The sequence below is a fragment of the Variovorax sp. KBW07 genome (assembly GCF_003852515.1).
In the GTDB taxonomy this organism is placed as follows: domain Bacteria; phylum Pseudomonadota; class Gammaproteobacteria; order Burkholderiales; family Burkholderiaceae_C; genus Variovorax.
Genome location: NZ_QAJK01000174.1, coordinates 1 through 13,364, shown reverse-complemented (window position 1 = coordinate 13,364; position 13,364 = coordinate 1). Strand labels below are relative to the sequence as shown.

The window sequence follows — 13,364 nt, the reverse complement described above, 5'->3', positions numbered from 1 at the left end:
GCTGAAGGCTGTTTCGTAGGTACCGTTGCTGTTTGGGTTTGTTCAGGGCGACGCCCACGCCGACGGTGTGCTCTGCTCCGCGAATGTCCCCCGCTTCGCTCCTCCTTTATTTCGCTGCGCAGAGCACACCATCGGCGCGAGCGTTATCAGAGCAGTCGCTGATCGCGGGATCACCAGCAGCGTGCCCAACGTGCGAATGGCATCGGGTGCTCCCCGCAGCGAAATAAAGGAGGAGCGAAGCGGGGGACATTCGCGGAGGGGAGTACCCGGTGTCAGTCGCACGCGCCCCGGACAGCAGCGCCCCGGACAGCAGCGCCAAGAACAACAGCGCCAAAAACAAATGCGCCCAGAACAGAAGCGCCATCGAATCGGCGACCCGGCATGAAGCGCGACCTCCCCACTCTCGCGCTCTACGCGCAAGTCAAGGATCACATCTCCCGCAAGATCCAGGACGGCACCTGGCCGCCCGGTCACCGCCTCCCCTCGGAGCATGAGCTGGTCGCCCAGTTCGGCATGGCGCGCATGACCGTCAACCGTGCGCTGCGCGAACTCGTCGAACAGGGCCGCATCGTGCGCGTCGCCGGCGTCGGCAGTTTCGTCGCCGAGAACAAGCCGCAGTCCACCTTGCTGCAGATCGCCAACATCGCCAGCGAAATCCGCCAGCGCGGCCACGACTACCGCTGCGACATGATCGCCGTCGAGCGCATCGCCGCATCGCCCGACGTCGCTGCCTGGCTCGACCTGCGCCCCGGCGACTCCGTGTTCCACAGCGCCTGCCTGCACCTGGAGAACGACACCCCCGTTCAACTCGAAGAACGGTATGTCAATCCGCAGGTCGTGCCCGACTACCTCGAACAGGACTTCACCGCCGTGCCGCCCAGCGAGTACCTCGTGCGCAACGTGCCCTTCGACCAGATCGAACACGTCGTCGACGCCGTACTGCCCAACGCCGAACAGGCGGGCCGCCTCGCCATGGAAGTCACCGACCCCTGCCTGCTGCTGACGCGCCGCACCTGGATTCGCAACACCCCCGTCACCTGGGTGCGCTGTCTGCATCCCGCCTCGCGCTACAGCCTGGGCAGCCGATTCAGAGCCGACGGCAACCCAAGCTTCGGCTGATTTTTTTCGTCCTAGAAGGCCTACGTTTTCTCTCGCAACCACTTGTATAGACAGGTTCACATGCCAAGCAATCACACCGCCCAACCAGAAGCCACCCTGACCCTCACGCCCGGCAAGGTCGATCTTGCGATGCTGCGACGCATCCAGGCCGGCGGCGTGCGACTTGCGCTCGATCCGTCCGTGCTCGATGGCATGAAGAAGGCCGAAGCCGCCGTGCGCCACATCGTCGAGAACGACCAGGTGGTCTACGGCATCAACACCGGCTTCGGCAAGCTCGCGAGCACGCGCATCGGCAACGACCACCTGGCCGAGCTGCAGCGCAACCTCGTGCTGTCGCACAGCGTGGGCACGGGCGAGCCGCTGGCCGCGCCGGTGGTGCGCATGATCCTCGCGACCAAGGCCGTGAGCCTGGCGCGTGGCCACTCGGGCGTGCGGCCCGCGCTGGTCGATGCGCTGCTGGCGCTGTTCAACGCGGGCGTCACACCGAGCATTCCGTGCAAGGGCTCGGTCGGCGCATCGGGCGACCTGGCACCGCTCGCGCACATGGCCTGCGTGCTGATCGGCGAGGGCGAAGCGACCTTGGCGGACGGCAGGAAGGTCAGCGGTGCCGAAGCCATGCGCAGCATCGGCCTCGAGCCCTTCGTGCTCGGCCCGAAGGAAGGCCTGGCGCTGCTCAACGGCACGCAGGTGTCTACCGCGCTGGCACTGGCCGGCCTGTTCGGTGCCGAAGACGTGTTCGCGGCCGCGCTGATGTCGGGCGCACTGTCGCTAGAAGCGATTCAGGGTTCGATCAAGCCCTTCGACGCGCGCATCCACGCCGCGCGCGGCCAGCCCGGCCAGATCGCGGTGGCAGGCGCGGTGCGTACGCTGCTCGAAGGCAGCGAGATCGTTCCATCGCACGCCGACTGCGGCCGTGTGCAAGACCCGTATTCGGTGCGCTGCATCCCCCAGGTGATGGGCGCCTGCCTCGACAACCTCGCGCATGCATCGCGCGTGCTGGTCATCGAAGCCAACGCCGCATCGGACAACCCGCTGGTGTTCTGCGACACCGGTGAAGTCATCTCGGGCGGCAACTTCCACGCCGAGCCCGTTGCTTTCGCGGCCGACATCATCGCGCTGGCCATCAGCGAAGTAGGGGCCATTTCCGAGCGCCGCCTGGCATTGCTGCTCGACAGCGGCCTGTCGGGCCTGCCGCCGTTCCTGGTGCGCGATGGCGGCCTCAACTCGGGCTTCATGATCGCGCAGGTCACGGCCGCGGCACTGGCTTCGGAGAACAAGTCGCTGGCGCATCCCGCCAGCGTCGACAGCCTGCCGACCTCGGCCAACCAGGAAGACCACGTGTCAATGGCCACCTTCGCCGCGCGCCGACTGGGCGACATGGTCAACAACACGGCGGTGGTCGTCGGCATCGAGGCGATGGCCGCCGCACAAGGCATCGAACTCAAACGCAAGTTGAAGAGCTCGCCGCTGGTCGAAGCGGAATTCGCCAGCATCCGCCAGAAGGTCGCCTTCCTCGAGCGCGACCGCTACCTCGCACCCGACATCGAAGCCATGCGCCTGTGGGCGCTGAAGGCCGAGCTGCCGGCCGCGCTGCTCGACATCCTGCCCAGCCACTCGTAAAACCTCACCCAATAGATCAACCGATCCCTCTAGATCGCCAGATAGGAGAACCACGCCATGAACGCTCCCGAAAAATTCGCCCTGAACAACCCCGACGCCGCCGATCCGCGCCATGACCCGACGCGCGTGATCCGTGCGCCGCGCGGCACTGAACTCAACTGCAAGAGCTGGCTCACCGAAGCGCCGTTCCGCATGCTGCAGAACAACCTCGACGCGGAAGTCGCCGAGCGTCCGCAAGACCTCGTGGTGTACGGCGGCATCGGCCGTGCCGCGCGCAACTGGGCGTGCTACGACCAGATCCTCGCGTCGCTGAAGGAACTCAACGACGACGAGACGCTGCTCATCCAGTCGGGCAAGCCGGTCGGCGTGTTCAAGACGCACGAAAACGCGCCGCGCGTGCTGCTCGCCAACTCGAACCTCGTGCCGAAGTGGGCCAACTGGGAGCACTTCAACGAGCTCGATCGCCAGGGCCTCTTCATGTACGGCCAGATGACGGCGGGCAGCTGGATCTACATCGGCAGCCAGGGCATCGTGCAGGGCACCTTCGAGACTTTTGTCGAAGCCGGCCGCCAGCACTACAACAACAGCCTGGCGGGCAAGTGGATTCTCACGGCCGGCCTGGGCGGCATGGGCGGCGCGCAGCCGCTGGCGGCCACGCTGGCCGGTGCGGTATCGCTCAACATCGAGTGCCAGCAATCGAGCATCGACTTTCGCCTGCGCACGCGCTACGTCGACAAGCAGGCGCGCGACATCGACCATGCCTTCGAACTCATCAAGCAGCACTGCGACGCGAAGGAAGCCGTGTCGATCGCGCTGCTCGGCAATGCGGCCGACATCCTCCCCGAGCTGGTGAAGCGCGCCAAGGCCGGCGGCCTGAAGCCAGACCTCGTGACCGACCAGACCTCGGCGCATGACCTCATCAACGGCTACCTGCCCTCGGGCTGGAGCGTGCCGCAATGGCAGGCCGCCATGAAGGACGCCTCGCAGCACGACGCGCTGAAAAAGGCCGCCGCCAAGTCGTGCGCCGTGCACGTGCAGGCCATGCTCGACTTCCAGGCCATGGGCATTCCCACGGTCGATTACGGCAACAACATCCGCCAGGTCGCGTTCGACGAAGGCGTGAAGAACGCGTTCGACTTCCCGGGCTTCGTGCCGGCGTACATCCGCCCGCTGTTCTGCGAAGGCAAGGGCCCGTTCCGCTGGGTGGCGCTTTCGGGCGACCCGGAAGACATCTACAAGACCGACGCCAAGATCAAGGAGCTGTTTCCCCAGAACACCCACACGCACCGCTGGCTCGACATGGCGCGCGAGCGCATCGCCTTCCAGGGCCTGCCGGCGCGCATCTGCTGGCTGGGCCTGGGCGAGCGCCACATCGCGGGCCTGGCCTTCAACGAGATGGTGAAGAACGGCGAGTTGAAGGCGCCCATCGTCATCGGCCGCGACCACCTGGACACCGGCTCCGTCGCCAGCCCGAACCGCGAAACCGAAGCCATGAAGGACGGCACCGATGCGGTCAGCGACTGGCCGCTGCTCAACGCACTGCTCAACACCGCCGGCGGCGCCACCTGGGTCAGCCTGCACCATGGCGGCGGCGTGGGCATGGGCTACTCGCAGCACTCGGGCGTGGTGATCGTGTGCGACGGCACCGACGCCGCGGCCAAGCGCATCGAGCGCGTGCTCTTCAACGACCCGGCCACCGGCGTGATGCGCCATGCGGATGCGGGCTACGACATCGCCGTGGCCACGGCCAAGAAGCAGGGCCTGAAGCTGCCGATGATCAAGTAGGTCGGCGAGTGAAGTAAAAAAGCGGGTCCCCGACACACCCGGCACACCCGGCACACCCGGCACACCCGGCAACAAGGAGACCCGACGATGAACTTCGATGCCCTCGACCTGCAGCGCCGCGTGCAGGCGCGCGTGGACGACGCGCTGGTCGCGCAGTTCCAGCGCGACGGCGCGGTCTGCATCCGCCAGTTGCTCACGCAAGACGAAGTGGCGCTGCTGCAGGGCGGCATCGAGGCGAACCTTGCGGCGCCCAGCCCGCGCGCCAAGGTGGCGAGCCGGCCCGACGACCCGGGCCGCTTCTTCGAGGACTTCTGCAACTGGCAGGAGATCGACGCCTTCCGCCGCTTCATCTTCGAGGCACCGCTCGCGCAACTGGCACAGCGCCTGATGGGCTCGCGGACGGTGCGGCTGTACCACGACCACCTGCTGGTCAAGGAGCCCGGCACGCGGCAGCGCACGCCCTGGCACCAGGACCAGCCCTACTACAACATCGAGGGCGAGCAGAACGTCAGCATGTGGATTCCGGTCGATCCGGTGTCGCGCGCCGCCACGCTCGAATTCGTGGCCGGCTCCCACAAGGGGCCGTGGCTCATGCCGCGCACTTTCATGGACAACCACGCCAAGTGGTTCCCCGAAGGCAGCCTCGAAGACCTGCCCGACATCGAGGGCGCGCGCGAGCGCTTTCCCATCGTCGGCTGGGACATCGAGCCGGGCGACTTCGTCTGCTTCCACATGCTCACGTTGCATGCGGCGGCCGGCGTCGAGGGACCGAACCGGCGCCGTGTGTTCTCGGTGCGCTTCCTGGGCGACGACATCCGCCACGCGCCGCGCAGTTGGAAAACATCGCCCGATTTCCCCGGGCTGGCCGAGACGCTGCCGGCCGGCGCGCCGATGGACGACGCACGCTTTCCGCTGCTGGTGGGCTGAGCGCAGCGGAATGAAGGTCGCGCGAAGGCGCGGCCAGGGTAAGACGAAGGTAGAAAGAAAAAACCGGTCGATTCCCACCGAATGAGAATCGGGGCTTGGACGTGAGAACGGCGAGCAAGATACTGCACGCCGGTTCCCACTTTCGACATCCAGCGATTGCCCCAGATGACGCCCCCGACCGACGCCCCCGCCCACAACGACCGCGCGCTTTTCGTGCTGTCGGTGCTGGCGCAAAGCAAGGTGGCCATGACGGCGGCCGAGCTGGTGCAGGCCACGGGCCTCTCGCAGAGCACGCTGTATCGGCAGGTCGCCACGCTGCGGCGCTGGGGCTTCGTGATGGAGTCCGAAGGGCGCTACTCGCCGGGCCCGGTGAGCGTGCAGCTGGCCAGCGGCTTCGACGGCAACTCCGACCTCGTCATGGCGGCCCGCGCCGACATGCGCGCGCTGGTGCAGCAGAGCCATGAAAGCGTGGCGCTGGTCACCGCGGTGAACGACCGCGTGGTCTGCCTGGAGATGATCGACAGCGAACATTCGCTGCGCTGCTCGTTCGACCGGGGCCGCAGCGTGCCGGCCAGCGACGGCGCCAGCGCCAAGTGCCTGCTGGCCCACATGCCGCTCGACCAGCGCGATGCCTTGCTCGACGGCCTGGACGAAAGCCCGGAACGCCGCGCCGAGCGCGCCGCCGAACTCGATGCGATCCGCCAGGCCGGCCACGCCGTGACCCAGGGCGAGGTCGATGCCGGTGTCTGGGGCGCGAGCGCACCGGTGCTGGCCTCGGGCCGCCGGCTGCGCGGAGCGATCACGCTCATGGCGCCGCTCACGCGGGTCGAGGGCATGGAAGCTGCATTGCTCCACATGACCGTCGTCACGGCGGCCCGCATCTCGCGGGCGCTGCAGTAGCAGCCGCAGCGAACCGCCGTCCTGCTTTTTTCTTTCTTCTCATTCACACCCACGGAAGCCTTCCTATGAACACCCGCCGCACCCTCGTCGCCGCCGCACTCTCCGGCTTTGCCTTCTTCGGTTTCATCGGCGCCGCGCAAGCGCAAGGCGAGCCGCTGCGCGTTGCCACCGACGCCACCTTCCCGCCCATGGAGTTCGTGGAGAACGGCAAGCGCACCGGCTTCGACGTGGAGCTGGTCGAGGCCATCGGCAAGACGCTGGGCCGCAAGATCGAGTGGATCGACATCGACTTCAAGGGCCTCGTGCCGGGCCTCATTTCCAAGCGCTTCGACATGGCCGTGTCGGGCATCTACATCACCGACGAGCGCAAGAAGGTCGTCGATTTCACCGTGCCGTACTACGCGGGCGGCCTGGTCGTGATGGTGAAGGACGGCAACACCGCCATCAAGGCGCCGGCCGACATCAACGGCAAGAAGGTCAGCGTGCAGGTGGGCACCAAGTCGGTGGCGTACACCAAGGAAAAATTTCCGCAGGTGCAGCTGATGGAAGTCGAGAAGAACCAGGAAATGTTCAACCTCGTGGACATCGGCCGTGCCGACGCCGCCGTGACCGGCAAGCCCGCCGCTTACCAGTACGTGCGCACGCGTCCCGGCCTGAAGGTGCTGCCCGAGCAGATCACCACCGAGGAATACGGCATGGCCATCCGCAAGGACACGCCCGAGCTGACCAAGGCCGTGAACGGCGCCATCGCCAAGCTCAAGGCCGACGGCACTTACGCGCAGATCGAGAAGAAGTGGTTTAGCGCCAACGCCAAGTAAGCAAGCGCGAAGAAGCACCATGGATCTCGATTTCTCGCCCGTCTGGCAGGGCTGGCCCGACCTGCTGCGCGGCGCACTCGTCACGGTGGAAATCACCGCCTGCGCGCTGGCGCTGGGTTGCCTGCTGGGCCTGCTGGTCGGCATCGGACGGCTGAACCCGAAGCGGCGCTGGATCTACGGCGTATGCACCGCCTACGTGGCGGCCATTCGCGGCACGCCGCTGCTGGTGCAGCTGTTCATTCTGTTCTTCGGCCTGCCGCACTTCGGCATCCTGCTGCCGGCCTTCCTGTGCGGCGTGCTGGGGCTCGGCGTGTACTCGGGCGCCTATGTGTCGGAGATCGTGCGCGGCGCCATCCAGTCGATCGACAAGGGCCAGACCATGGCGGCGCAATCGCTGGGCATGACGCCCGGCGTGGCGATGCGCCAGATCGTGCTGCCGCAAGCGGTGGTGCGGATGATTCCGCCGCTGGGCAATGAGTTCATCGCGCTCATCAAGAACTCGGCGCTGGTGTCGCTGCTGACCATTCACGACGTGATGCACGAAGGCCAGAAGATCATCAGCGTGTCGTACCGCTCGCTCGAGGTGTACCTGGCCATCGCGCTCGTGTATTTCGTGCTCACGGGAACGATGACGCTGATTCTTCGGCACTTCGAGCAGAAGCTGCGCCAGGGCGGGTTGATGCGATGAGCCGCGCATTCGCATCGGTATTTCTCCCTCCCCTCCCGGGGGAGGGTTGGGGTGGGGGCTCGACGGCCTCACCCTTCGCACAACGCTCGTTGGGCGCCGCCCCTATCCCAGCCTTCCCCCGGAAGGGGAAGGAGCAAGAAGGGGCTTGCTCATGAGCGGCGTGCAGCGCTTCTCTCGCGCCACGCTGCCCGTCATGCCCTGGAAAAACGGCGGTGGCACCACGCAGGAAATTGCCAGCTGGCCGCAGGGCGCGGCGCTCGACAGCTTCGGCTGGCGCGTGAGCATCGCGACCATCGCGGCGGCCGGGCCGTTCTCGGTGTTCGCGGGCATCGACCGGCAGATCATGCTGCTCGAAGGCGACGGCGTGCGCCTGTTCACGCACGACGGGCGCATCGACCAACGGCTCGGCGTGCCGCACGAACCCTTCGCCTTCAGTGGCGACGAAGCCATCGACTGCACGCTGCTCGGTGGTGCATCGAACGACTTCAACGTGATGACGCGCCGCGGCCAGTGGCGTGCCGACGTGCGGGTGCTCGACAGTGCGTCGGCCATCGCCGCGGCACCGCACGGCGTGCTGCTGGCCTTGCGTGGCGCGTGGCGGTTGAATGACGAAACTTGCCGCGAAGGCGAGGGCGTGTTCTGGGCCGACGTAGCGCCGCAGGCCTGGCAGGCCGTGCCCGATGGCGGCAGCGAACACGCACGGCTGGCGGTGGTCCGCATCGTGCCGGCCTGACCTGACCCGACCCGAAGGAAGAAAAACAGATGATGAAACCCGCAAGCGAATTCCCATCGGCCGACGGCCTCTGGACCGGCCTGCGCCTCGCGCCCGATGCGGCGCCCGGCACGGCACTGGCCGCAGGCGAAGAGGCCGCGATCGTGGTGGCGCAGGGCACGGTCCGCTGGGTCGGCGCGCGCAACGCACTGCCCGCCGAATTCGCGGGGCTCGCGCCGCGCGACGGCGGCGGCGCGCTCGTCACGCCGGGCCTCGTCGATTGCCACACGCACCTGGTGTACGGCGGCCAGCGCGCCAATGAATTCGCCATGCGGCTTGCGGGGGCCACCTACGAAGAAGTGGCCAAGGCAGGCGGCGGCATCGTGTCGTCGGTGCGCGCCACGCGCGAGGCCGACGAAGACACGCTCTTCGCGCAGGCTGCAACGCGGCTCGAACAGTTGCTGGCCGATGGTGTCTGCGCCATCGAGATCAAGTCGGGCTACGGCCTGTCGCTGGCGCATGAGCGCAAGCAGTTGCGCGTGGCGCGGCGCCTGGGCGAAGCCTACGGCGTGACCGTGCGCACCACTTTCCTCGGCGCGCATGCATTGCCGCCCGAATACACCGGCCGCAGCCAGGACTACATCGACCTCGTGTGCCGCGAGATGCTGCCCGCGCTGGCGGCCGAAGGGCTGGTCGACGCGGTCGACGTGTTCTGCGAGCGCATCGCCTTTTCGCTCGCCGAAACCGAGCAGGTCTTCCAGGCGGCCAAGGCGCTGGGCCTGCCGGTCAAGCTGCATGCCGAGCAACTCTCGGACATGGGCGGCGCCGCGCTGGCCGCGCGCTACGGCGCGCTGTCGTGCGACCACATCGAGCACCTGTCGGCCGAAGGCATCAAGGCCATGCGCCAATCGGGCACCGTGGCCGTGCTGCTGCCCGGCGCCTACTACACGCTGCGCGACACGCACCTGCCGCCCATCGCCGCGCTGCGCGCCGCCGGCGTGCCGATGGCGGTGTCGACCGACCACAACCCCGGCACCTCGCCGGCACTGAGCCTGCTGCTGATGGTCAACATGGCCTGCACGTTGTTCCGCCTGACGGTGCCGGAGGCACTGGCCGGCGTGACCGTGCATGCGGCGCGCGCGCTGGGCCTGCAGGGCACGCACGGCGCCATCGCCGCCGGCATGCCCGCCAACTTCGTGCTGTGGAACGTGCGCGAAGCCGCGGAGCTCGCCTACTGGTTCGGCCAGCAGCCCGTGCGCGCCATCGTGCGGCAGGGCCGCATTGCCGTGGGAGCTTTCGCATGACGCGCACACTCTTTGCAGCCGACGCGCTGCTGCCCGCGGGCTGGTCGAAGAACGTCCTGCTGACGTGGAACGACGCCGGCCAGTTCACGCAAGTGCAGTCCGCCACGCAGCCGCCTTCAGGTGCACAGGTAGCGCCCGGCCCGGTTGTCCCCGGCATGCCCAACCTGCATTCGCACGCCTTCCAGCGCGCCTTCGCTGGCCTGACCGAACACCGCGCCGAGCAGCACGACAGCTTCTGGAGCTGGCGCACGCTGATGTACCGCTTTGCCTCGCGCCTCGGCCCGCAGCACATGGAAGCCATCGCGACCTGGCTCTACGCCGAGATGCTCGAAGCGGGCTACACCAGCGTGTGCGAATTCCAGTACGTGCACCACGACGCCGATGGCCGGCCGTATGCCGACGACGCCACCTTGAGCCTTGCGCTGCTGCGCGCCGCGCGCAAGGTCGGCATCGGCTTCACGCTGCTGCCGGTGCTCTACCAGACCAGCGGTTTCGGCGACATGCCGCCCAGCGAAGGGCAGCGCCGCTTCATCCGCTCGACCGATTCGATGCTGCATCTGCTTGAAGCACTGAAGCCGCTGTGCGACGCGCAAGGCGCGCGCCTGGGCATGGCGCCGCATTCGCTGCGCGCCGTGCCGCCCGAGGCGCTGCGCGATGCCGTCGCGGGGCTCGAAGCCATCGACCGCACCGCGCCCATCCACATCCACATCGCCGAGCAGACGAAGGAGGTGGACGACTGCGTCGAGTGGAGCGGCCTGCGCCCGGTCGAATGGCTGCTCGACCATGCGCCGGTCGATGCGCGCTGGTGCCTGGTCCATGCCACGCACATGAACGACGCCGAGTACGAATACGCCGCCAAGAGCGGTGCCGTGGCCGGCCTGTGCCCGACCACCGAGGCCAACCTGGGCGATGGCATCTTCGACTTTTCCAAGTGGCGCAGCCATGGCGGCGCATGGGGCGTGGGCTCCGACAGCCACGCCAGCGTCAACGCGGCCGAAGAACTGCTGATGCTCGAATACAGCCAGCGCTTTGCCCGGCGGCAGCGCAACGTGGGCGCCAGCGCGGCGCACCCGCACGTTGCCACCGCGCTCACGCTCGAAGCGGTGCAGGGCGGCGCGCAGGCGTCGGGCCGTGCCATCGGCGGGCTGGCCGTGGGGCAGCAGGCCGACTTCGTCGTGCTCGATGCGGCCCACCTTGCGCTGCAGGGCCTGTCGGCGCCCGATATGCTGTCGGCCCACGTCTTCGCGAGCCACCGCACCTCGGCCATCGACAGTGTCTGGGCCGCCGGCCGGGCGCGCGTCGTGGCCGGGCGCCACGCGCTTCACGACGACGCCGCGGCCGCCTTCGTGGCCGCGCGCACCCAACTTCTCAAGGATTGACCCCACCATGGCCTTCACCACCGCCGAACCGCCATTCCGTTTTAGGCAGGGCACGCGCCCGCTGCTGATCTCGATGCCGCACGTCGGCACGCACGTGCCGCCCGCGCTGGCCGCCCGCTTCACCGACGAAGCGCGCCACGTGCCCGACACCGACTGGCACCTGGAACGCCTGTACGACTTCGCCGATGCGCTCGGTGCCTCGGTGCTGGTGGCCACGCACTCGCGCTACGTGGTCGACCTGAACCGTCCGCCGGATGGCGCCAGCCTGTACCCGGGCCAGAGCGTCACGGGCCTGTGCCCGGTCGACACCTTCGACGACACGCCGGTCTATGCGAACGCGGGCGACGTGCCGACCGATGAAGAAATTGCCGCGCGGCGCGACGCCGTCTGGCAGCCCTACCACGCCAAGCTGGCCGAAGAGCTCGCGCGCATTCGCGCGCAGCACGGCGTGGCCGCGCTGTGGGACGCGCACTCCATCCGCTCGGTGCTGCCGCGCTTCTTCGAAGGCAAGCTGCCCGACCTGAACCTGGGCACCGCCAACGGCGCGAGCTGCGACCCCGCGCTGGCCGCCACGCTGCTCGGCATTGCCGAATCGGCCCCGGGCTACACCGGCGTGCTGAATGGCCGCTTCAAGGGTGGCCACATCACGCGCCAGTACGGCAACCCGGCCGGTGGCGTGCACGCGGTGCAGCTGGAGATGACGCAGTCGAGCTACATGCAGGAGCAGTTGCCCTTCGACTACCTGCCCGAAGTGGCGGCGGGCGTGCAGCCGCACGTGCGGCGCATGCTGGAGGCGGTGCTGGCGTTCGTGGAAGGCCGGCCAAAGAACTGACGGCCGCCAGGGACAGGCCTCGTTTTCTACAATCGAGGCATATGAAGCCCATCGTCTATACCCACGGCCAGGCCTTGCCCGGCATCCTCGCAAAGCGCATCGCCATCCTCGATGGCGCGATGGGCACGATGATCCAGCGCTTCAAACTCACCGAGGAGCAGTACCGCGGCGAGCGCTTCAAGGACTTCGAGCGCGACGTCAAGGGCAACAACGAGCTGCTGTCGCTCACGCGGCCCGACGTCATTTCGGACATCCACGAGGGTTATCTCGCGGCCGGTGCCGACCTCATCGAGACCAACACTTTCGGCGCCACCACCATCGCGCAGGAAGACTACAAGATGGCCCACCTGGCGCGCGAGATGAACCTCGAATCCGCCAGGCTGGCGCGCGCGGCCTGCGACAAGTTCAGCACGCCGGACAAGCCCCGCTTCGTGGCCGGCGCCCTTGGCCCGACGCCCAAGACCGCGAGCATCAGCCCCGACGTGAACGACCCCGGCGCGCGCAATGTCGATTTCGAATCGCTGCGCGCGGCCTACTACGAGCAGACCGAAGCGCTGGTCGAGGGCGGTGCCGACGTGATCCTGGTCGAGACTATCTTCGACACGCTGAACGCCAAGGCCGCGCTGTTCGCGGTCGACGAGTATTTCGACAACAGCGGCCACCGCCTGCCGCTGATCATCAGCGGCACCGTGACCGATGCCTCGGGCCGCATCCTGAGCGGCCAGACGGTTACCGCCTTCTGGCACAGCGTGCGCCATGCGCAGCCGCTGGCCATCGGCCTGAACTGCGCGCTGGGCGCGGCGCTGATGCGCCCGTACATTCAGGAACTGGCGCGCGTGGCCGGCGACACCTTCATCAGCTGCTACCCGAATGCCGGCCTGCCCAACCCGATGAGCGATACCGGTTTCGACGAGACGCCCGACGTCACGTCGCGGCTGCTGCACGAGTTCGCGGCCGAGGGGCTGGTGAACATCGTGGGTGGCTGCTGCGGCACCACGCCGGACCACATCGCGGCGATTGGTCGTGCGGTGGCGCCGATGGCGGGCCGGGCGCTGGGCAGCAACAGCGCTGGCTTCTACCGCGAAGCTGAGACCGTTTAAGAGCCCTGGCGGAGGTGCCCGTTTGGGCGCTGCTGTTCAGTTGCCTTCAGGGCGACGCTCACGCCGACGGTGTGCTCTGCTCCGCGAATGTCCCCCGCTTCGCTCCTCCTTTATTTCGCTGCGCAGAGCACACCATCCGCGTGAGCGTCATCAGAGTGGTCGTTGATCAGCGGTACACCA

General features: G+C 67.7%; 12 protein-coding genes. All 12 read left to right on the top strand.

Features of this window, described 5'->3' with window-relative positions:
• Positions 1-381 precede the first annotated feature (381 nt).
• On the top strand, positions 382-1,119 hold the full coding sequence (gene hutC, locus DBV14_RS29795; RefSeq protein ID WP_124464974.1) for a histidine utilization repressor: 738 nt from the start codon (positions 382-384) through the stop codon (positions 1,117-1,119).
• 60 nt (positions 1,120-1,179) lie between these two features.
• Positions 1,180-2,739, top strand: coding sequence for a histidine ammonia-lyase (gene hutH, locus DBV14_RS29790; protein WP_124464972.1), 1,560 nt, complete (start codon positions 1,180-1,182; stop codon positions 2,737-2,739).
• 57 nt (positions 2,740-2,796) lie between these two features.
• Complete coding sequence (gene hutU / locus DBV14_RS29785; protein ID WP_124464970.1) at positions 2,797-4,524, top strand: urocanate hydratase; 1,728 nt, start codon at positions 2,797-2,799, stop codon at positions 4,522-4,524.
• 87 nt (positions 4,525-4,611) lie between these two features.
• On the top strand, positions 4,612-5,451 hold the full coding sequence (locus tag DBV14_RS29780; RefSeq protein WP_124464969.1) for a phytanoyl-CoA dioxygenase family protein: 840 nt from the start codon (positions 4,612-4,614) through the stop codon (positions 5,449-5,451).
• Positions 5,452-5,616: 165 nt separating this feature from the next.
• Entirely contained in the window at positions 5,617-6,351 is a 735-nt protein-coding gene (locus tag DBV14_RS29775; RefSeq protein ID WP_124464968.1) for an IclR family transcriptional regulator, read from the top strand.
• A 65-nt stretch (positions 6,352-6,416) separates the two neighbouring features.
• Positions 6,417-7,169, top strand: coding sequence for a transporter substrate-binding domain-containing protein (locus DBV14_RS29770; RefSeq protein ID WP_124464967.1), 753 nt, complete (start codon positions 6,417-6,419; stop codon positions 7,167-7,169).
• Between the two features lie 19 nt (positions 7,170-7,188).
• On the top strand, positions 7,189-7,857 hold the full coding sequence (locus DBV14_RS29765) for an amino acid ABC transporter permease (RefSeq protein ID WP_124464966.1): 669 nt from the start codon (positions 7,189-7,191) through the stop codon (positions 7,855-7,857).
• 151 nt (positions 7,858-8,008) lie between these two features.
• Positions 8,009-8,590, top strand: coding sequence for a HutD family protein (locus DBV14_RS29760; RefSeq protein WP_124464965.1), 582 nt, complete (start codon positions 8,009-8,011; stop codon positions 8,588-8,590).
• A gap of 32 nt (positions 8,591-8,622) precedes the next feature.
• Positions 8,623-9,873 carry an imidazolonepropionase gene (hutI, locus tag DBV14_RS29755; protein ID WP_124464976.1) on the top strand — a complete coding sequence of 417 codons (1,251 nt, stop codon included), beginning with the start codon at positions 8,623-8,625 and terminating at the stop codon, positions 9,871-9,873.
• Positions 9,870-11,252, top strand: coding sequence for a formimidoylglutamate deiminase (locus DBV14_RS29750; RefSeq protein WP_124464964.1), 1,383 nt, complete (start codon positions 9,870-9,872; stop codon positions 11,250-11,252). Before hutI ends, DBV14_RS29750 begins: the two co-directional genes overlap by 4 nt.
• A 7-nt stretch (positions 11,253-11,259) precedes the next feature.
• The gene (hutG, locus tag DBV14_RS29745) at positions 11,260-12,084 is read left to right on the top strand and encodes an N-formylglutamate deformylase (RefSeq protein ID WP_124464963.1); all 825 of its coding nucleotides are present in this window, start codon (positions 11,260-11,262) and stop codon (positions 12,082-12,084) included.
• 41 nt (positions 12,085-12,125) lie between these two features.
• Positions 12,126-13,184 (top strand): homocysteine S-methyltransferase family protein, encoded by a 1,059-nt coding sequence (locus DBV14_RS29740; protein WP_124464962.1) that lies wholly within the window; start codon positions 12,126-12,128, stop codon positions 13,182-13,184.
• Positions 13,185-13,364 lie beyond the last annotated feature (180 nt).